Consider the following 20836-nt stretch of genomic DNA (forward strand, 5'->3'; position numbering starts at 1 on the left):
AACCTCGGCCAGCGCCGGCACGGGCACGTCGGGCGGCACCAGCTCGTCGAGGATGCCGTCCTGTCGCAGATAGGCATGGGCGAGAACGTAGTCGCCGATGATCTGTGTCTGGCGCAGGCCCCCGCAATGGCCGACCATCAGACAGCAATTGGGCCTGAGCACCGCGAGATGGTCGGTGATGTTCTTGGCGTTGGAGGGGCCGACGCCGATATTGACCAGCGTCACGCCCTGACCGCTCTCGCGGATCAGGTGGTAGGCCGGCATCTGGAAGCGGTGCCAGGGCGCCGACATCACCCGCTCGGCTGCGCTGACATCGATCCCGTCCCGCTCGATCCGCACCCCGCCCGGCGTCACCAGAGCCTGCGCCGTGCCGGCTTCGATCTCGGCCAGCCCCAACCGCACGAACTGGTCGACATAGCGGTGGTAATTGGTCAGCAGCACCCAGGGCTGCACCGCGCGCCAGTCCGTGCCGGTGTAATGCACCAGCCGGCGCAGCGAATAATCCACCCGCACGGCGTCGAACAGCGAGAGCGGCCGCGGCTGCCCCTCGACGATATCGAAGGTGCCGTCGGCGATCTCGTCGCCGACGAGCGAGAGCAGCGGCGTCGGGAAATGCCGCGCCAGTTCGGCGGCCGTCACCTTGCCGCGGCCGAGCTCGTCGCCGCCGTCGAGCGCGTAAGGGTAGGGGATCTCCTGGTCGCTGACGCCGGTCTCGATCGTTGCGCCGTATTCCTCGACCAGCGGCTCGAGCTGGTCGAGCAGATAGGCCCGGAACTCGGCCGGCTGCGTGATCGTGGTCGAATAGACACCGGGCGCCGCGAATTTCGCATAGCCGCGCCGCGTCGCGGTCGGCAGCTTCGACGGCTCATAGGTCACGCGCAGCAGCGGATAGCGGTAGCGTGCGCGTTCCTCCGCCGTCGGCGCCTGGCCCATCTCGAAGAATCGCTGCAGGTCGCCGCGCAGCGCGGTCCGGGCCTCGCCATAGAGCCTTTCGAGCCGGTCGATGGCGGCGGCGGGATGGGCGGCGGTCTCGAACGTCATGGGCGGGGGCGTCCTTTCGTTCGCACGAGCATTAGCCTCGCCCCCGCGCGCATGACAACTGCCGGCGGCTGACAGGGCCTGCGGCTTGACTGAACGACGATCGCCAATTACAAAACCAAGCAGTTAACTAATGCGGGCCCGAAAAAGAGGCCGCCAGGAGGAGATGCCTATGTTCGCGAAGCCGCAGAAAGAACATGACTGGCTGCACCAGCTCGTCGGCGAATGGACCTCGGAGATGGACTGCGCCATGGGCCCGGACCAGCCGCGGCAGAAATCGAAGGGCCGCGAGACCGTGCGCTCGCTCGGCGGCCTCTGGACGCTCGGCGAAGGCGAGGGCGAGATGCCCGACGGCTCGACCGGCCGGACGCTGATGACGCTGGGCTTCGATCCCGCCAAGGGCCGCTTCGTCGGCAGCTTCATCGGCTCGATGATGACGCATCATTGGCTCTACGAGGGCACGCTCGACGAGGTGGCCAACGTGCTGACGCTCGAATCCTCCGGCCCGAACATGATGGGTGACGGCGCCATCATCCCCTATCGCGACGTCGTCACTCTCGTCTCACCCGATCACCGCATGCTGGCGTCCTACATGCCCGACGGCAAAGGCGGCTGGAGCGAATTCATGACGGCTCAATACCGCCGCGTGGCCTGATCATCCGCTTTTGCCGAAGGAGAGACCGATGAAGATCGCCCCCTATCTCATGTTCGAAGGCAATTGCCGCGAGGCCTTCACGGCCTATCAGGCCATTCTCGGCGGCCGCATCGAGGCGATGATGGACCATCGCGGCACGCCGGTGGAGGAACATGTCCCGCCCGAATGGCTGGACAAGATCCTGCATGCCTGCCTCGTGCTCGACGGCCAGATGCTGATGGCCTCCGACGCTCCGCCCGGCCGCAGTGACGGGCCGATGCGCAGCGTCTCGGTGTCGGTGAGCGTGCCGGAGGTGGCGGAGGCCGAGCGCATCTTCGCCGCCCTCTCGGAGGGTGCGACGATCCAGATGCCGATGGAGGAGACCTTCTGGTCGCCCCGTTTCGGCATGCTGCGCGACCGCTTCGGCACGAACTGGATGATCGGCGCCGACATGCCGGCGGACAGGGCGGACTGCGGCTGAGCCATCGCGTCATTCCGGGGCGCCGCGACAGGGGTGAACCCGGAACCCACGACCGGGCGAGCTGCCTGCCTTCTCGACGATCGGGAACGGGACGATGGGTGGCCTGCGCCAAGCCGTGGATTCCGGGTTCTTCGCTCCGCGAAGCCCCGGAATGACAACTACCCCAATACCGCCCAGGCGAGCAGCGCCGCGATCACCCACAGCGCCCAGTTGCCCCAGCGGTTTCGCTGCGCCTCGGCCCGGCCGATCGCGGCGACGCTGCGCTCGTCGAGCGAGAAGCCGTGGCGCGAGGCATCCTCAAGCTGGCCGAGCACGCGCTCGGCCCGGCTCACCGTCTCGGGCAGCCGCGACAGGCTGTCGAGCAGCGAGCCCGCCCCGCGCCCCGCCTCGGCGAGCTTGCCGAGCGGCCCGAGATTCTGCGTGATCCAGTCGCGTACCACCGGCTCGGCCGTGCTCCACATATCGAGATGCGGATCGAGCGTGCGGGCCACGCCCTCGACCACCACCATGGTCTTCTGCAGCATCACCAGTTCGGTGCGCGTCGCCATGTCGAACATGCCGGTGATCTCGAAGAGCAGCGTCAGCACCTTCGCCATCGAGATCTGGTCGGCGCTCTTGTCGTGGATCGGCTCGCCGACGGCGCGGATCGCCTGGGCGAAATCGGCGACGTCGTGATGGACAGGCACATAGCCGGCCTCGAAATGCACCTCGGCGACGCGGCGATAATCGCGGGTGATGAAGCCGAGCAGGATCTCGGCGAGGAAGCGCCGCTCCTTTAAGCCCAGCCGCCCCATGATGCCGCCATCGACCGCGACGAGCCGGCCCTGCGCATCGACGAACAGGTTTCCGGGATGCATGTCGGCATGGAAGAAACCGTCGCGGATCGCGTGCTTCAGGAAGGACTGGATCACGATCCGCCCCAGCGCCGGCAGGTCGTGGCCGGCGGCCTTCAGCGCCTCGACATCGGAGAGCCGGATCCCGTCGATCCACTCGTCCACCAGCATCTCGCGGGCGGTCAGCTGCCAATCCGGCTCCGGCACCCGGAAATCGGGATCCTCTTTCGTGTTCTCGGCGAATTCCGAAAGGGCTGCGGCCTCGAGCCGCAGGTCCATCTCCATCGTCACCGAGCGCGCCAGCGTCTCGACCACGCCTGTGAAGCGCAGGCGGCGCGCCTCGGCCGAGCGCCGTTCCGCCAGTTCCGCGCCGAAGCGCATCGCGCCGAGATCGCGCTGGAACCGGTCGCGAATGCCCGGCCGCAGCACCTTCACCGCGACCTCGCGGCCGTCGTTCAGCCGGGCGCGATGGACCTGCGCGATCGAGGCGGCCGCCACCGGCTCGCCGAAGGATGCGAAGACCTGCTCGACCGGCCGGCCATGCGCCGCCTCGACGATGGCGCGGGCCTGCGCCATCGGGAAGGGCGGCATCCGGTCCTGCAGCGCCGAGAGATCGGAGGCGATCCTCATGCCGACCACGTCCGGCCGCGTCGCCAGGAACTGCCCGAATTTCACATAGGAAGGGCCGAGGCGGGTCAGCGCCGCGGCGAGCCTTGTCGCCGAGGTGCCGGCCTCGCGCCGCTCGATCAGCCGCCCGATCCGGATCAGCCCGCGCGCCAGCGGCGGCAGCACGGAGGGGTCGACCAAGGCCAGAGCCCCCTCGCGCGCCAGCACGAAGCCGGTGCGGGCGGTGCGTGCGAGATGGAAGAGCGAGGAGATCATGGCTCAGCCGTCATGGTCGGGCCTGACCCGACCATCTCCTGCCGAAAAAGGCTCGCGTCGAGAGATGCTCGGGTCGAGCCCGAGCATGACGCAGAACGCTCCCTCACAGCTTCCAGCCCGAATGCAGCGCCACGACGCCGCCGGTCATCGGCGTGAACTTGGCGCGGCGGAAGCCGGCGGCCTCGATCATGCCGGCGAAAGCCTGCGGGCGCGGGAATTTGCGGATCGATTCGACGAGATACTGGTAGGGCTCGGCCTCGCCGGTGACCATCCGCCCCATCGGCGGGATCACGTTGAAGGAATAGGCCTCGTAGACCTTGTCGAGCAGCGGCACGTCGACATGGCTGAATTCGAGGCAGAGGAACCGCCCGCCCCGCTTCAGCACGCGATGGGCCTCGGCCAGAGCCTTGTCGATGCGCGGCACGTTGCGGATGCCGAAGGCGATCGTATAGGCGTCGAAATGGTTGTCCGGCAGGCCGAGCTCCTCGGCATTGCCCTGGACGAAGCCGATGCGGTCGTCGTCGGGAAAACGCTTGGCCGCCCGGTCTCGGCCGACGCTCAGCATCTCCGCATTGATGTCGAGTACCGTCACCTGCGTCTGCGGCCCGCCTGCCTCCAGCACGGCAAAGGCGACGTCGCCCGTGCCGCCCGCCACGTCGAGATGCCGGAAGGGCCGGTCCTTCGGCGGGTTGATGGCGGTCAGCAGCGCACTCTTCCAGGCCCGGTGAAGCCCCGCCGACATCAAATCGTTCATCAGATCGTACCGGCCGGCGACCTTGTGAAAGACATCGTCGACCTTGGCCTGCTTCTCGGCCAGCGGCACGGTCTCGAAACCGAAATGGGTGGTGTCGGAAGCTGCTGTCACGATCGGTCCGATCCTGTGCAATCTGTCTTGTCTTTGCCTGGGGCGATGCATAGCCAAACGAGCGGGGCTTGTCGCGGCCCCTCTCGACGCAGGCCGACCGGAGAGAATGTGAAATGCCCGAGCTTCCCGAGGTCGAGACGGTCCGTCGCGGGCTGGAGCCGGCCATGCTGGGCGAGACGCTCCTGCGGGTCGAGCAGAACCGGCCGGATCTGCGCTTTCCGCTGCCGGAGCGCTTCGCCGCCCGCCTCACCGGCCGGCGCGTCGAGGCGTTGTCGCGGCGGGCGAAATATCTGATCGCCGATCTCGACGACGGCCAGGCGCTGATCATGCATCTCGGCATGAGCGGGCGCTTCGTCGTCGAGGCCCCGGGCACCCCGCCGGTCGAGCCTGGCGCCTATTACAACGAGATCGGCCGGCATCTGATCCATGACCATGTCGTCTTCCACATGGGGTCCGGCGCGCGCATCACCTATAACGACGTGCGCCGCTTCGGCTTCATGGATCTCGTCCCGCGCGCGGAACTCGCGACCTCCACGCATTTCGCCGGCATGGGCATCGAGCCGCTCGGCAACGAACTCTCCGGCGAGACGCTGGCGCGGCTCTTCGCGGGCAAATTCGCGCCGCTGAAGGCAGCCCTCCTCGACCAGCGCCTCGTCGCAGGGCTCGGCAACATCTATGTCTGCGAGGCGCTGTTTCGCGCGGGCCTCCACCCGGAGGCCGAAGCGGGCTCGATCGCCACGCCGACCGGCCGTCCGCGCCCCGCGGCGCATGCGCTGGCTCAGATCATCCGCGAGGTCCTGGAGGAGGCCGTGGCGGCCGGCGGTTCGACCTTGCGCGACTTCGCCCATGCCGACGGCTCGCTCGGCTATTTCCAGCACCGCTTCAAGGTCTATGACCGCGAGGGGCAGCCCTGCACGGCGCCGGGTTGCGGCAGCCTCGTGGCCCGGCTCGTCCAGTCCGGCCGCTCGACCTTCTATTGCGAGACCTGCCAGCCCCGCGTGCCGCGGCGCTGACGCGCCGGCCTCAGCGCCGGGGCAGCTCCGGATATTCCAGCTTCGATACGTCATAGCCGAGCACAGCCGCGCGCTGGACCAGCTGGCGGCGCAGCGCCGGGCTCATCTTCGGGTCGCGCACGAAGATGTAGAGGTCGGTGAAGGTCGGGTCGGCCGAGATGAACCAGCTGTAGTCGTTGGCGCGGTCGAGGATCCAGTAGTCGCGCACGATCGGCACGACGCCGAAGACCGTGTAGGTCACGCGCAGCTTCGCATTGGTGCCGGGGTCGAGGATCTCGCCCGGCCCGCCGATCGTCTTCAACTCGCCCGAAGGCGTCCCCATCCGGCAGGAATCGAGCACGTCGATCCGCCCCTGCGCATCGCGCCGGTACTCGGTGGCGCCCGCGACGCAGCCATCGGTGATGGCCATCGGGCGACGCGCGAATTCATGCCAGAGCCCGGTATAGAGGCGTTCGACGGCGACCGGCTTGGCCGGCTGCGGTGCTGTGCTGCTCTGGAAACCGGCCGAGGCGCAGCCGGCGAGCAGAAGTCCTGCAAGAAGGGCGATGATCGGCGGGCGCATCAGGGTATCCTCCGGCAGGATCGGTGGCTGTCTCGACAATACGCGCGCGCCCCCCTGCCGGATCCATGCGCCTCCTGTGCCGAGCGGATGACGCAATTGGAGGTTCGATTGTCGTCGCCACGGCCGTAGGGGAATTCGCTGCCGGAAGCCTTGCTACGTTGACTTAGCCAATACAGATGCGTGAGCATGGTGGTCGGTTGAACCGTTTGTTCCCTGCGGGACATCGCCGGCGGGTTCTGTGTAGTTTATTCCCCGAACCGCGACACAGATATCAACGGGGATGGGGGGGCGGATAATGAGCTTGAACGTCAATGGCCAGATCATGGCCGAAGACATCTTTGCCGTGACGAAGCTTGATCCGCACCGTCCGGTCTATCTCTTGGTCGGCGCGGTCGAGAAGATCGTGGTCAAGCGTGACAACACCCCGCAAGTCAATGATCCGCGCAACATGGTCCATGCGCTGCGCAACATGCGGGCTGTCGACCGGACGATGGCGACGCGACCCTTGACGCCGATCGAGCTCAGGGAGATCGCCCGCTTCATCGAAGGCGAGAAGGGCGACGAGCATCCCTTCGGCGGGGGGGAGTACACCGATCTCCAGGAATTCGAGAAGGATCTGCGGCCCGCGGGCGGGGTGAGCTGGGTCAAGACGAGCTTCTTCGAAGGCCTGATCAATCTGGAGGGCGCGGCCGCCAAGGCGCGTGAACAAGGCAACAAGAGCGGCGTCCGGGCGATCGCGGCGGCGCTGACGGCGCCGGGCGGGCTCGAAAAGCTCGGCGCGATCCTCGCCATCGATGCCTTCAACGGCAATGACGATCGCTTCGACTTCAGCAATCAGCCGGTGGTCAACCCGGGCCTGCACCGCCTGACCAATCCCGGCAACGTCGCGGTGTGTCTGCAGCACAACGTCATGCGGCCCGTCGGCATGGACGCCTATGCCGGCGCGGCGGAATTCCGTTCGCTCGACAAGGCCGGCCAGCCTCCTCGCGAATGGTCGGGATACCGCCTCAAGGACGACCAGCGCGGCTGGCGGCAGCGCTTCTGCGAGGAGGTCGCGGCCGATATCGAGACCACGCTGGGCCCGCGCAACCGCAAGCTCCTCTTTGCCGCGACCAACCGCCTGCCGAAGAACGCCGGCCAGCGGCTCGCCGCCGGCATGGATCAGGGCATCGCGAAGCTCAAGGCCACGCTCCAGACCATACGCGACCCGCGCCAGGCCCCGCCCGGCTTGATCGGCCGCATGGTCGCGCTCGGCTGGGCCAGGCCCGCCCCGCCGCCCGGCTTGCCGCGTCGCTAGGCGCGCCCGTCTCCCGACGCGGCGCGTTCCGTCGACCGCGCCGTGCGATCCTGCGCATGGACCGTGCCGGCGCGCCCGGCTAAACCTCGTGCCCGCAGAGCAGATGCGGGAGGGCGCCATGGCTTACGAGACCATTCTCGTCGAAACGAAGGGCAAGGTCGGGCTCGTCACGCTCAATCGACCCCAGGCGCTGAACGCGCTGAACGGCCAGCTCATCGCGGAGATCAACACGGCGCTCGACGGCTTCGAGCGCGACCCCGCGATCGGCTGTATCGTCCTGACCGGTTCCGAGAAGGCCTTTGCCGCCGGGGCCGACATCAAGGAGATGCAGGAGCGGACTTATCCGGAGACCTATCTCGACGACAAATTCGCCGATTGGGACCGCATTGGTCAGCGCCGCAAGCCGATCATCGCGGCCGTCGCGGGCTTCGCGCTCGGCGGCGGCTGCGAGCTCGCCATGATGTGCGATTTCATCATCGCCGCCGACAACGCGAAATTTGGCCAGCCCGAGATCAATCTGGGCGTCATCCCGGGCGCCGGCGGCACGCAGCGGCTGACGCGCGCGGTCGGCAAGGCCAAGGCGATGGATCTCTGCCTCACCGGGCGGATGATGGATGCCGCCGAGGCCGAACGCGCCGGGCTGGTGGCCCGCATCGTGCCGCTGGCCGATCTCATGGCCGAGGTCATGAAGGCCGCGGATGCGATCGCGGCGAAGTCGATGCCCTCCGCGCTGATGGCCAAGGAGACGGTCAACCGCGCCTTCGAGGTGACGCTGGCCGAGGGCGTGCGCTTCGAGCGCCGGCTCTTCTCCTCGCTTTTTGCCACCCATGACCAGAAGGAAGGCATGGCTGCCTTCGCCGAGAAGCGCAAACCCGCCTTCAAGAACAGCTGAGAGCGCCATGACCTTCACGATCAAGAGCCCGGACGGCCTCGTCCTGCCGGGCTATGCCGATGTCGAGGCCGCCGCCGCGCGGCTCAAGGGCGTCGCCCATCACACGCCCGCGCTGACCTCGCGCACCGCCAATGAGCGCACCGGCGCCAATCTCGTCTTCAAGCCCGAGAACCTGCAGCGCATGGGCGCCTTCAAGTTCCGCGGCGGCTACAACGCCATCGCGGCGCTGTCGCCGGAGCAGAGGAAGGCCGGTGTCGTCGCCTTCTCCTCCGGCAACCACGCCCAGGCGATCGCCTATGCCAGCCGGCTGCTCGGCGTGCCCACCACCATCATCATGCCGCTCGATGCGCCCGCGGCGAAGGTCGCCGCCACCCGCGGCTACGGCGCCGAGGTGGTGACCTATGACCGCTACACCCAGGATCGGCTCGCCATCGGCCGCGAACTGGCGCAGGCCCGCGGCCTTTCCCTGATCCCGCCTTACGACCATCCCGACGTCATTGCGGGGCAGGGTACGGCCGCCAAGGAGCTGATCGAGGATGCCGGCCCGCTCGACATGCTGCTGGTCTGCCTCGGTGGCGGCGGTCTGCTCGCCGGCTGCGCGCTCGCGGCCAAGGCGCTCAACCCCGGCTGCCGGGTCTTCGGCGTCGAGCCCGAGGCCGGCAATGACGGACAGCAATCGCTGCGCTCTGGGAAGATCGTCCGCATCGACGTGCCCAAGACCATCGCCGACGGCGCCCAGACGCCGTTTCTGGGCGATTACACCTTCCCGATCATCCAGGCGCTGGTCGAGGACATCGTCACCGTCAGCGACGAGGCGCTGGTGTCGGCGATGCGCTTCTTCGCCGAGCGGATGAAGCTCGTCGTCGAGCCCACCGGCTGCCTCGCCGCCGCTGCCGCCTTCACCGGCGCCGTGCCTGTCGAGGGCCAGCGTGTCGGTGTCATCATCAGTGGCGGCAATGTCGATCTGGGCAGCTTTGCGCGCTTCCTCGCGCCGGACGCCTGAAATCGCCGGCTCCACAGCAATTGCGCGTTGACGCCGCGCCAGCTTGCGATTATACGCCACCCACTCGCGACGGCCTGCGCAAGCACCGGCCATCGCTCGCGGATTTCCATCACGGTAGCGATCGTGTTCCGCCGGCATCATGCCAGGCGCCCGGTCGCGATGCAGAAGACGAGGACGTATCCGATGGCCAATACGACGTCGGCCAAGAAGGCGACGCGCAAGATCGAGCGCCGCACCGAGGTCAACAAGGCGCGCCGCTCGCGGATGCGCACCTTCCTGCGCAAGGTCGAGGAGGCGATCGCCTCCGGCGACAAGAGCGCCGCGGCCGAGGCTCTCAAGGCCGCCCAGCCGGAGATCATGCGGGCCGCCCAGAAGGGCATCGTCCACAAGAACACCGCCTCGCGGAAGGTCTCGCGCCTGGCTCACCGGATCGGCGCCATCGCCTCCTGAGCGCGGCCTCTCGGCCCCTCCTCGACGAGCTTGAAAAGCCCGGCCGCGCGCCGGGCTTTTTTCATGCGTTCAGGTCTTCTTGTTGCGCGCCGGCAACAGTGGAAAGATCGTCGAGAGCACCCTTCTGCAAGCGCGATTCCGCAACGTTTCCGACGCTTTACGGGCTTGACTCCATCTGCCCTTTGAGGGCGCGAAATCGGCCTGACCACCCCCTTTGACCGCGCAGGGAAAGCCCTGAATTTTCAGGATGTTAGCGGGCAAAGCATCGGGGCTCCGGGAATCCCCCCGACTCCGGGGCACCTCTCTGCGGGCCCGGAAAAAAAAGATTCGGCCCCCCCGCCGGGAGGGCTTCATGAAGAAAATCTTAAGTTCCCCAACCAATTGCGAGCCGGCTGCCGGTCCGTCACCGGGGGGCCTTCCGGGGGTGACTCTGAGGCATCCCGAAAACGGCGTATTGCAGCCCTTCGAGAGCGCCCTGTAAGGTCTTTTTCAACGCCGGACGGACAGCGATGGCCACCCGGTGTTTCCACAAGATGAACGCTTTTTGGCTCGCGACCCGGAGGTTGGAGGATGCGGCTCTTTGTCTTCTGAGAATGAGATGAAGTGCGGTTTCGTCCTGCGACGAGCCTTGAAAGCGTAATCGACCAGATTGACTCGGGGGAAGCCGGCGGACGGTCACGTCTGCGGGAACCTTGAGCCATGACCGGAAAGAACAGCTCCGGTCCAGTCCGCCTCGCGGCGGGCGGATCAGGCGCGCGCATGACTGATGAAATGGGGCAGACGATGTTCGAGCGGCGGCGGATGGACGAAACGGTGGAGGTTGTGTCGGCGTTGAGCGTGGTGGTTCCGGCGGAGCAGGCCCGGCCGGTGGAGCGGGAGACAGTGACCTTGCAGGCGGGCTCGGCCGAGGCCTGGGATCGCGTGCGGCGGCGTCTGCGGGCCGAACTCGGCGAGGACGTGTTCTCGAGCTGGTTCGCCCGCGTGGAACTCGGCAACATCGTCGACGGCGTGGCCTATCTCACCGTCCCGACCCGCTTTCTCAAGAGCTGGCTCGAAGCCCATTACGCCGAGCGGCTGCGGGTCAACTGCATGGCCGAGTTGCCGGGGCTGAACGGCATCATCTTGTCGGTGCGACCGGTCTCCCGCGAGCCGATGCAGCAGCCGGCCGAGATCGTGCCGCTGCGCGGTCGCCAGCCGGCGACGCCGCCCGCCGCCGAGCCCAAGCCCGCTCACGCCGGTGCGGCACCGGCCGAGGTCGGCGATCGTGATCTCGTCGATGCCTGCGGCACCAGCCTCGACCGGCGCATGAGCTTCCAGGCCTTCATCGTCGGCAAGTCCAACCAACTCGCCTTCGCCGCCGCCGAGCGCATCGCGGCGGCCCCGGCCGGCAGCAGCCCCTACAACCCTCTCTACATCCATGCCGGTGTCGGGCTGGGCAAGACGCATCTCCTGCAGGCGATCGCCCAGGAGGCCCGCAGCCAGGGCAAGCGCGTCGCCTATTTCACCGCCGACCGTTTCATGTACGGCTTCGTCGCGGCGCTGAAGTCGCAGACGGCGCTGGCCTTCAAGGAGAAGCTGCGCGGCATCGACCTGCTCGTCGTCGACGACGTGCAGTTTATCCAGGGCAAGTCGATCCAGCAGGAGTTCGGTCACACGATCAACGCGCTGATCGATGCCGGCAAGCAGATCGTCGTCGCCGGCGACCGCATGGCGAATGATCTGGAGGCGCTCGACGAGCGCATCCGCTCGCGGCTGGGCGGCGGCCTCGTGGTCGAGGTCGGCGATCTCGACGAGGGGCTGCGCGGCAAGATCCTGGGCAACCGCCTGGAAGCCCTGCAGGCGGCCCATCCGACCTTCCAGGTCCATCCGGATGTGGTCGCCTATGTCGCGCGCGTCGTCGCCACCAACGGCCGCGATCTCGACGGCGCCGCCAACCGGTTGCTCGCCCATGCGACGCTGTCGGGCCAGCCGGTCTCTCTGGAGACGGCGGAGGCCGCGATCCGCGATCTGGTGCGCACCCGCGAGCCGCGCCGCGTCAAGATCGAGGACATCCAGAAGCTCGTCGCGACCCGTTACAATGTCAGCCGGGCCGACATCCTCTCCGAGCGCCGCACGGCCGCCGTGGTCAAGCCGCGCCAGATCGCGATGTACCTCGCCAAGGCGCTGACGCCACGCTCCCTGCCCGAGATCGGGCGTCGCTTCGGCGGTCGCGATCACACCACGGTGCTGCACGCGGTCCGCAAGATCGAGAAGGCGATCGCCGAGGATCGCTCGCTGCATGACGAGGTCGATCTCCTCAAGCGCATGCTGCAGGAGTAGGGCGTCCGCGACCGGCTATTGCAGCGCCGCATTTGGCTGTGTTTGCCGGCGCGGCGCCCTTGCGCCCTGCGCTGGCCTCCGGCAATGTCGCGGGCCATTCATGAGGCCCGCGCATTCGCTCCGGGCGCAGAGACGCCAGAAGACTGAAAATGAAGGTCACTGTCGAACGCTCCACCCTGCTGAAGTCGCTTGGCCATGTGCATCGGGTCGTAGAGCGCCGCAACACGATCCCGATCCTCTCGAACCTGCTGTTGAGCGGGACGGAGGCCGGGCTGAAGCTGAAGGCGACCGATCTCGACATCGAGGTGGTGGAGACGGTCGCGGCCGACGTGCCCGAGCCGGGCGCGACCACAGTTCCCGCCCACACCCTCTACGACATCGTCCGCAAGCTCCCCGACGGGGCGCAGGTCTCGCTCGAGACCACCGGCGACACCGGGCTGGTGCTGCGCTCGGGCCGCTCGCGCTTCCAGCTCCAGACGCTGCCCGAGAGCGATTTTCCCGACATCACCGCCGGCGAAATGGCCCATGGCTTCAAGCTGCCGGCCGGCGAGTTCAAGCGCCTGATCGACAAGACCCAGTTCGCGATCTCGACCGAGGAGACGCGCTACTATCTCAACGGCATCTATCTCCACACCATCGATGTCGACGGCCGCCCGATGCTGCGCGCGGTCGCGACCGACGGTCACCGCCTCGCACGTGTCGACACCGCCGCGCCGCAGGGCTCGGTCGGCATGCCCGGCGTGATCGTGCCGCGCAAGGCCGTCGCCGAGATCCAGAAGCTGCTGGAGGACGGCGAGAGCGAGGTCACGATCGAACTCTCCGCCACCAAGATCCGTGTCGCGACCGCCGATGTCGTGCTGACCTCGAAGCTGATCGACGGCACCTTCCCCGATTATCAGCGCGTCATCCCGAGCGGCAACGACAAGCGCCTGACCGTCGACAAGGGCGATTTCGCGGCGTCCGTCGACCGCGTCTCGACGATCTCGTCGGAGCGTGGCCGGGCCGTGAAGCTCTCCATGGCCGATGGCCGCATGACGCTCTCCGTCACCAACCCGGATTCGGGCTCGGCGACCGAGGAGATCGAGGTCGACTACGATTCGAGCCCGCTCGATATCGGCTTCAACGCGCGCTACCTGATGGACATCGCCGCCCAGCTCGACGGCGACACCGCCCTGCTGAAGCTGGCCGATCCGGGCTCGCCGACGGTCATCCAGGACCGTGAGGGGGCTTCGGCGCTCTATGTGCTGATGCCGATGCGCGTCTAGGCGTCCTCCCGTGGCCGCCGTCGCGCGCCTGATCCTGCAGGATTTCCGCTCCTACGAGGCCCTCGATCTCACGGTCGGGGGCCAAATCGTTGCGCTCGTCGGCGAGAACGGAGCGGGCAAGACCAATATCCTCGAGGCGCTCTCGCTGTTTGCGCCGGGCCGCGGTCTGCGCCGGGCCGATCTGGCGGAGATGGCCCGCCAGGAGGGCGACGGCGCCTTCGCCGTCTCGGTGGCGCTGGCGGAAGACGGCAGCCGGCTCGGGGTCGGGCTCGGGCCGGCCGACACGGAGGGCAAGCGCGCGCGCCTTGCCCGCATCGACGGTGCGCCCGCCGGTTCGGCGCTCGCCTTCAGCGAGCATGTGCGCGTCGTCTGGCTGACGCCGGATTTTGACGGGCTGTTCCGCGGGGCTGCCGGCGATCGGCGCCGCTTCCTCGACCGGCTGGTGCTGGCGGTCGATCCTGCCCATGCCACCCGCTCCAACGCGCTCGAACGCGCGTTGCGCTCGCGCAACCGAATCCTCGAGGAGAGCCCGCACCAGACGCAGTGGCTCGATGCCGTCGAACGCGAGATCGCCGAACTCGGCGTCGCTGTCGCCGCCGCCCGGGCGGAGACGGTCGCCAGGCTGTCGGCCATCATCGCCGAGACCCGCAATGAGGCCTCGCCCTTTCCCCATGCCGGAATCGCGCTCTCGGGCGAGATCGACCTTCTCGTCGCGCGGCATGCCGCCCTCGACGCCGAGGATGGCTATCGCGACCTGCTGCGCCAGGGCCGCGCCCGCGATCGCGCCGCCGGGCGCACGCTCGCCGGGCCGCAGGCCTCGGATCTCGAGGTCCGCCACGGCCCCAAGAACATTCCTGCCGGCCAGGGCTCGACCGGCGAGCAGAAGGCGCTGCTGATCGGCCTCGTCCTCGCCCATGCGCGGCTTGTCGCGGCGATGAGCGGGCTCGAGCCCCTCGTCCTGCTCGACGAGATCGCCGCCCATCTCGATCCGCGCCGCCGGGCTGCGCTCTATGAGGGCCTGACGGCGCTCGGTTGCCAGGTCTGGATGACGGGCGCCGACCCGACGCTGTTTGCCGATCTGCCGGCGGGGTCGCAGCTTCTCGCGGTCACGCCCGGGCGGATCGAGAACATCGCCTGACGCGAGCCGATTTCGGCGGACGCTGCGTCATGGTTGATCGTCGGTTAACCAATTCATGACAGAACGGAGGGCCATGCAGCCTTCCCGAACGATGTTCTCGGCGCCGGAGAAGGAGATCGCGAGCCGCTTGCTGGCCGTGCTCTCCCCGCATTTCGGCGCGTCGATCGACCGGCTCCAGGGCATCCAGGCAGGGCTCGACAAGCGCGAACGGGATCCCGAACTCCAGCAGGACGAGCTGACCAAGTACCGCCTGCTCTTCGGGCTCGACTTCGGCGAGGCGTACATCGCCGCCAAGCATCGCATCGTGGCCCGGGCCAACCGCAACGGCATCGAGCTGTCGGATTACCCGCTGTTCTTCCTGGCCGACTTCTCGCATTTCCTGCCCGTCATCGTCGCGAAGTGGAAGCGGCGCTGGGGCAAGGTCGACACGGCCCTGCAGGTCTTCGCGAAGCTGATGCTGACCGATATGAGCTATTCGATCGCGCAGTTCGACGGAGCGATCGAGGCTCGCATGGCGGATCGGCTCCGGCAGGTCGAGCAGGCCTTTCGCAACGGCATCGCCGAGCGGATTTCCGCCATCGAGCTCAGCCTGGGCGATGTCTCTGGCTTTTCCACACAGATGTCGGCCAAGGCCGGGCAGACGCTGCAGGCTGTGGCGGAAACCCAGCGCCGCCCCGAGCAGGTGGCCGCATCGGTGATGGAGATCGTCGCCGCCACCCGCGCCTTCGGTGCCTCCTGCGCCGACATCTCGGTCGAGACCGCCCAATCGAGCCGGGCCGCCGACAAGGCCGAGGCCGGCTGCGAGGGGATCGCCGGCAACGTCGCCATGCTGCGCCAGGCCAACAGCCGCATCGGCCATGTCGTCGAGCTGATCCGCAGCCTGGCGGCGCAGACCAATCTGCTCGCCCTCAACGCGACGATCGAGGCCGCCCGGGCCGGAGAAGCGGGCCGCGGCTTCGCCGTGGTCGCCGCCGAGGTCAAGTCGCTCGCGACCGCGACCAATCAGGCGACCGAGACCATCCGGCAGGGCATCGAGGAGGTCGTCACGGCGAGCCAGGCGATCGACGAGGCCGTCGGCGAACTGGCGCAGACCGTCATGGTCATGCAGGCGAGCGCCCGCCTCGTCGCGGCATCGACGGCCGATCAGCACGGTCGCATCGAACGGGTCGCGGCACAGGCCGAGACCTCGTCGGTCGGCGTCGATGCGATCGCCCGCCATGCGGCGCTCGTCGAGGGGCTGGCCGGAGAGGCCGCCACGCTGGCGACGCAGACCGATGAGAGGGTAAAGGCCGCGCTGGGCCGCGCCCAGGAACTGGAGCGCGCGATCGCCGGCTTCCTCGGCGAGATCGCCCAGGTCCGTGCCGAGCGCAACGGGCCGGTCATGCGGAGCGCTGGCTGAGCGATCGCTGGTCGTCGGGACTGGCCATCGGGGCGCGCCTCGGGCAAACCCACTCCATGCCGCAGCCCTTCGAATCAGACGCCCGCGCAATCCTCAAATCCGTCTTCGGCTACGACGATTTCCGCCCCGGGCAATGGGAGGTGATCGAGGCCGCGCTCGCCGGCCGCGACGTCTTCGCGGTGATGCCGACGGGCTCCGGCAAGTCGATGTGCTACCAACTCCCCGCGCTCGTGGCCGGCGGGCTGACGCTGGTCGTCTCGCCCCTGATCGCGCTGATGCGCGACCAGGTCGGGCAGTTGACGCGGGCGGGCGTCGCGGCCGCCTCGCTGAACTCGATGAACAGCGAGAGCGAGGCCGCCGAGGCCTGGGACCGTCTCAACGCCGGCGATCTGCGCCTGCTCTTCGTCTCGCCGGAACGCCTGGCCGGCGAGGGCCTCGTCGGCCGCCTGCGCCGCCTCGGGGTCACGCGGCTGGCCATCGACGAAGCCCATTGCGTCTCGCAATGGGGCCACGACTTCCGCCCCGAATACCGCCTGCTCGCCAAGACGCGCGAGGCGTTGGGCGGCGTGCCGGTGACGGCCCTGACCGCGACCGCCGACCGCCAGACGCGCGAGGACATCGCCCAGCAGCTTTTCCCGCGGCCGCCGCATCTGGTGGTGCATTCCTTCGACCGGCCGAACCTCAAGCTCGCCTTCGCGCCCAAGGACCAGCCGCGCCGCCAGATCGACGCCTTCCTGCGCAGCCATCGCGGCGGCTCGGGCATCGTCTACTGCTCCTCGCGCAGCCGCACCGAGAGGCTCGCCGAGGGCCTGCGCGAGAAGGGCTGGCATGCGCTCGCCTACCACGCCGGCATGGAGCAGGAGCAGCGCAACCGCAACCAGGACGTCTTCCTGCAGGAGGACGGCGTCGTCGTCTGCGCGACCATCGCCTTCGGCATGGGCATCAACAAGCCCGATGTCCGCTTCGTCGTCCATGCCGACATGCCCGGCTCGATCGAGAGCTATTACCAGGAGATCGGCCGCGCCGGCCGCGACGGGCTCAACGCCGATACGCTCACGCTCTACGGCGTCGACGACATGGCGCTGCGCCGCCGCCAGATCGACGAGAAGCCGATCGACGAGGAGCGCCGCCGCATCGAGCACAAGCGCCTCAACGCCATGATCGAGCTGTGCGAATCCGCGCTCTGCCGCCGCAGCGCGCTGCTTTCCTATTTTGGCGAGGAGACGCAAAGCTGCAGACATGGCCACGCGCCGATCCGCTGCGATCTCTGTGGGGCGGATGCGCCGGAACTGGCCGATGCCACGCTCGACGCGCGCAAGCTGCTTTCGGCGGTGGCGCGCTCCGGCCAGCGCTTCGGTGCCGCCCACCTCGCCGACATCCTGACCGGCACCGCGACCGATGCCATCCGCCGCCAGAACCATGACGGGCTGAAGACCTTCGGCGTCGGCCAGGACAAGCCCAAGAGCGCCTGGACGGCGCTGACCCGCAAGCTCTTCGCCGCCGGCGCGCTCGCCGAAGCCAGCGTCGAGCATGGCGGCTTCTGTCTGACCGGCAAGGGCGAGGACATCCTGTTCGGGCGCGAGACCATCGCATTGCGAGCCGATCCGTTGGCCGAGCGTCTCAGCCGGCGCGCCGGGCGCGAGCCGACCCGTGCCGACGGGCTCGACGAGGGCACCGCCGGTCTGTTCGAGCATCTGCGACAGCTGCGCCTGTCCCTGGCGAGGGAAGAGGGCGTGGCGGCCTACATCATCTTCACCGACCGCACCCTGATCGCGATGGCGCGGGCCCGCCCGGCAAGGCTGGAGGAGATGCGCGCGATCGAGGGCGTGGGCGAGCGCAAGCTGACCCAATATGGCGAGGCCTTCCTGGAAGCGATCGCCGGGTTCCCGGCTTGATCCGGGTCGCCCCTCGCGTGTACGCGCGCACACGCGTGAAAAAGCCGCACTCGGGCGCTATAGTCGCGCCAACGAATCAAGATCACTGCGGGCGCCGCGCGCCCGCTGAAGGACGAAGACATGAGCGACGCTGCCCGCGACCTTGAAGACGCCGCCTACGGCGCCGATTCCATCAAGGTTCTCAAAGGCTTGGATGCGGTGCGCAAGCGCCCGGGCATGTATATCGGCGATACCGATGACGGTTCGGGCCTGCATCACATGGTCTATGAGGTCGTCGACAACGCGATCGACGAGGCGCTTGCCGGTCATGCCGATCTGGTCACGGTGACGCTCAACGCCGACGGATCGGTCACCGTGACCGACAACGGCCGCGGTATCCCCACCAATATTCACGCCGAGGAAGGCATCTCGGCGGCCGAGGTCATCATGACCCAGCTCCATGCCGGAGGTAAGTTCGACCAGAACTCCTACAAGGTCTCGGGCGGCCTGCACGGCGTCGGCGTCTCGGTGGTGAACGCGCTCTCCGTCTCGCTGAAGCTGCGGATCTGGCGCGGCGGCAACGAGCCGGTTATCGCGTTCCGCCATGGCGATGCGGTCGCGCCGCTCGCGGTGGTCGGCCCGGCGGGGGACAAGCGCGGCACGGAGGTGACCTTCACCCCGTCCCAAGAAACCTTCACGATGATCGAGTTCGACTACAAGACGCTCGAACACCGCCTGCGCGAACTCGCCTTCCTCAACTCCGGCGTCCGGATCGTGCTGACCGATGCGCGCCGCGCCGAGATCGTGCGCGAGGAGCTGATGTATGAAGGCGGGGTCGAGGCCTTCGTGCGCTATCTCGACCGCGCCAAGACACCGGTCGTCTCAGCCCCGATCATGCTGTCGGCGGAGAAGGACGGCATTACCGTCGACGTCGCGCTCTGGTGGAACGACAGCTACCACGAGAACGTGCTCTGCTTCACCAACAACATCCCGCAGCGCGATGGCGGCACCCATCTCGCCGGCTTCCGCGCCGCGCTGACGCGCCAGGTCACCGGCTATGCCGAAAGCTCCGGCATCTCCAAGAAGGAGAAGGTCTCGCTCACCGGCGACGACTGCCGCGAGGGCCTAACCGCGATCGTCTCGGTCAAGGTGCCGGACCCGAAATTCTCCTCCCAGACCAAGGACAAGCTGGTCTCCTCCGAGGTGCGCCCGGTCGTCGAAAACGTTGTCAATCAGGCGCTCGCGACCTGGCTCGAGGAACATCCGAACGAGGCCAAGATCATCGTCGGCAAGGTCGCCGAGGCGGCTGCCGCCCGCGAGGCGGCCCGCAAGGCGCGCGACCTGACCCGCCGCAAGGGCGCGCTCGACATCGCCTCGCTGCCCGGCAAACTCGCGGATTGCCAGGAGCGCGATCCGGCCAAGTCCGAACTCTTCATCGTCGAGGGCGACTCGGCCGGTGGTTCCGCCAAGCAGGGTCGCGCTCGCGAGTATCAGGCGGTGCTGCCCCTGCGCGGCAAGATCCTCAACGTCGAGCGGGCGCGCTTCGACAAGATGCTCTCCTCCGACCAGGTTGGCACGCTGATCACGGCGCTCGGCGCCGGCATCGGCCGCGAGGAGTTCAACATCGAGAAGCTGCGCTACCACAAGATCATCATCATGACCGACGCGGATGTGGACGGCTCCCACATCCGCACCCTGCTGTTGACCTTCTTCTACCGGCAGATGCCGGAGGTGATCGAGCGCGGCCATCTCTTCATCGCCCAGCCGCCGCTCTACAAGGCGGCGCGCGGCAAGAGCCATGTCTATCTCAAGGACGAGCGCGCGCTGGAGGACTATCTCGTCGAGACGGCGCTCGACGGCGCGGTCTTCAAGACTGGCATGGCCAATGGCGGGAGCGTCGTCGAGCGTGGCGGATCTGATCTGCGCGGTCTGATCGAGGAAGCCCGGGGAATCCGGCACACGCTGGGACAGCTGCATTCGCGCTATGATCGGCGGGTGGTCGAGCAGATGGCGATCGCCGGCGCGCTGCGGCCGGTTTCGGAGGACAACCTGGACCAGGCCCAGGCCGCTGCGGCCAAGGTCGCGGCCCGCCTCGACGCGATCTCCGACGAACTCGAGCGGGGCTGGGAAGGCAAGGTCGCCGAGGGTGGCTTTCAGTTCTCGCGCATGGTGCGGGGCGTCAAGCAGGTCGCGACCGTCGATGCCGGCCTGCTCGCTAGCGCCGAGGCGCGCAGGCTCGATGCGGCGTCGGTTTCGCTGCAGGAGGCCTATTCGCGGCCGGGCCTGCTCAGCCGCAAGGGCGACGATCATGTCGTCAACGGCCCGACCGACCTGTTCGAGGCGGTGACCGCCATCGGCAAGAAGGGCGTTTCGCTGCAGCGCTACAAGGGTCTGGGCGAGATGAACCCGGAACAGCTCTGGGAGACGACGCTGGATCGCGATGTGCGCTCGCTGCTGCGCGTCAAGAACGACCAGAACGACGAGGCCGACGATCTCTTCGTCAAGCTGATGGGCGATGTCGTCGAGCCGCGCCGCGAGTTCATCCAGGCCAATGCGCTGACAGCCACCGTCGACACCTGACGCCGTCTCCTCTCGATATTCTCAGGAGTGAGGATTGGCTCTCCGGACGAGATGTGGCTGCGCAGTTCGCCAATCTAGAGCGTGCTGAGTTTTCTCGGAACCACCGCCGTCATCCCGGGCTTGCCCCGGGATCCATCGGAGGGCTCCAGAGCCTTACGATGGATTCCGGATCGGCGCGGCTGCGCCGCTTGTCCGGACTGACGGTCTGTTTCCGAGTGAAATCAGCATGCTCTAGCGGCTGCTCCCTCCCTGCAGAACTGTTTGGCAACCAGTTGCTCGCGGAGTTCACGCTCGCCGTCGTCAATCAAACC

17 protein-coding genes are annotated in these 20836 nt (G+C 67.9%); 13 read left to right on the forward strand and 4 right to left on the reverse strand.

The window, feature by feature from the left end:
* Window positions 1-1041, reverse strand: a 1041-nt coding sequence (locus Q8M82_RS11015) for an AMP nucleosidase (RefSeq protein WP_305691400.1), incomplete at its 3' end; no start/stop codon positions are given.
* A gap of 169 nt (window positions 1042-1210) precedes the next feature.
* Between Q8M82_RS11015 and Q8M82_RS11020 the strand changes: the two genes are divergently transcribed.
* A complete protein-coding gene (locus Q8M82_RS11020) occupies window positions 1211-1693 on the forward strand; it encodes a DUF1579 domain-containing protein (RefSeq protein ID WP_305691401.1) in 483 nt (160 codons plus the stop codon).
* Between the two features lie 28 nt (window positions 1694-1721).
* The gene (locus Q8M82_RS11025; RefSeq protein ID WP_305691402.1) at window positions 1722-2153 is read left to right on the forward strand and encodes a VOC family protein; all 432 of its coding nucleotides are present in this window, start codon (window positions 1722-1724) and stop codon (window positions 2151-2153) included.
* 158 nt (window positions 2154-2311) lie between these two features.
* On the opposite strand, the gene ubiB is transcribed toward Q8M82_RS11025, so the two are convergent.
* Window positions 2312-3868 carry a 2-polyprenylphenol 6-hydroxylase gene (gene ubiB, locus Q8M82_RS11030; protein WP_305691403.1) on the reverse strand — a complete coding sequence of 519 codons (1557 nt, stop codon included), beginning with the start codon at window positions 3866-3868 and terminating at the stop codon, window positions 2312-2314.
* A 103-nt stretch (window positions 3869-3971) separates the two neighbouring features.
* Window positions 3972-4784 (reverse strand): bifunctional demethylmenaquinone methyltransferase/2-methoxy-6-polyprenyl-1,4-benzoquinol methylase UbiE, encoded by an 813-nt coding sequence (gene ubiE / locus Q8M82_RS11035; protein WP_371126318.1) that lies wholly within the window; start codon window positions 4782-4784, stop codon window positions 3972-3974.
* A gap of 62 nt (window positions 4785-4846) precedes the next feature.
* On the opposite strand from ubiE, the gene mutM reads away from it, so the two are divergent.
* Complete coding sequence (gene mutM, locus Q8M82_RS11040) at window positions 4847-5746, forward strand: bifunctional DNA-formamidopyrimidine glycosylase/DNA-(apurinic or apyrimidinic site) lyase (RefSeq protein ID WP_305691405.1); 900 nt, start codon at window positions 4847-4849, stop codon at window positions 5744-5746.
* A 10-nt stretch (window positions 5747-5756) separates the two neighbouring features.
* Here mutM and Q8M82_RS11045 read toward each other — a convergent pair whose 3' ends face one another.
* Window positions 5757-6308 carry a lipocalin family protein gene (locus tag Q8M82_RS11045; RefSeq protein WP_305691406.1) on the reverse strand — a complete coding sequence of 184 codons (552 nt, stop codon included), beginning with the start codon at window positions 6306-6308 and terminating at the stop codon, window positions 5757-5759.
* Between the two features lie 301 nt (window positions 6309-6609).
* Between Q8M82_RS11045 and Q8M82_RS11050 the strand changes: the two genes are divergently transcribed.
* The 10 genes from Q8M82_RS11050 to gyrB all read left to right on the forward strand — a co-directional run bounded on the left by Q8M82_RS11050 (window position 6610) and on the right by gyrB (window position 20525).
* A complete protein-coding gene (locus Q8M82_RS11050; RefSeq protein ID WP_305691407.1) occupies window positions 6610-7605 on the forward strand; it encodes a hypothetical protein in 996 nt (331 codons plus the stop codon).
* Window positions 7606-7723: 118 nt separating this feature from the next.
* The gene (locus tag Q8M82_RS11055) at window positions 7724-8497 is read left to right on the forward strand and encodes an enoyl-CoA hydratase (protein ID WP_305691408.1); all 774 of its coding nucleotides are present in this window, start codon (window positions 7724-7726) and stop codon (window positions 8495-8497) included.
* A 7-nt stretch (window positions 8498-8504) separates the two neighbouring features.
* Window positions 8505-9500 (forward strand): threo-3-hydroxy-L-aspartate ammonia-lyase, encoded by a 996-nt coding sequence (locus Q8M82_RS11060; protein WP_305691409.1) that lies wholly within the window; start codon window positions 8505-8507, stop codon window positions 9498-9500.
* A gap of 183 nt (window positions 9501-9683) precedes the next feature.
* Window positions 9684-9950, forward strand: a complete 267-nt coding sequence (gene rpsT, locus Q8M82_RS11065; protein WP_192643545.1) for a 30S ribosomal protein S20 — start codon at window positions 9684-9686, stop codon at window positions 9948-9950.
* 759 nt (window positions 9951-10709) lie between these two features.
* Window positions 10710-12269, forward strand: coding sequence for a chromosomal replication initiator protein DnaA (gene dnaA, locus Q8M82_RS11070; protein ID WP_305691410.1), 1560 nt, complete (start codon window positions 10710-10712; stop codon window positions 12267-12269).
* A 149-nt stretch (window positions 12270-12418) separates the two neighbouring features.
* On the forward strand, window positions 12419-13534 hold the full coding sequence (gene dnaN, locus Q8M82_RS11075) for a DNA polymerase III subunit beta (RefSeq protein WP_305691411.1): 1116 nt from the start codon (window positions 12419-12421) through the stop codon (window positions 13532-13534).
* Between the two features lie 10 nt (window positions 13535-13544).
* The gene (gene recF / locus Q8M82_RS11080) at window positions 13545-14672 is read left to right on the forward strand and encodes a DNA replication/repair protein RecF (RefSeq protein WP_305691412.1); all 1128 of its coding nucleotides are present in this window, start codon (window positions 13545-13547) and stop codon (window positions 14670-14672) included.
* Between the two features lie 73 nt (window positions 14673-14745).
* Entirely contained in the window at window positions 14746-16071 is a 1326-nt protein-coding gene (locus Q8M82_RS11085) for a methyl-accepting chemotaxis protein (protein ID WP_305691413.1), read from the forward strand.
* A gap of 56 nt (window positions 16072-16127) precedes the next feature.
* A complete protein-coding gene (recQ, locus tag Q8M82_RS11090) occupies window positions 16128-17966 on the forward strand; it encodes a DNA helicase RecQ (RefSeq protein ID WP_305691414.1) in 1839 nt (612 codons plus the stop codon).
* Between the two features lie 120 nt (window positions 17967-18086).
* Window positions 18087-20525: a DNA topoisomerase (ATP-hydrolyzing) subunit B gene (gene gyrB / locus Q8M82_RS11095; protein WP_305691415.1), complete on the forward strand. Its 2439-nt coding sequence runs from the start codon at window positions 18087-18089 to the stop codon at window positions 20523-20525.
* Window positions 20526-20836: the final 311 nt, after the last annotated feature.

Origin of the sequence: Allobosea sp., from assembly GCF_030694325.1 — a bacterium.
Lineage (GTDB): Bacteria > Pseudomonadota > Alphaproteobacteria > Rhizobiales > Beijerinckiaceae > Allobosea.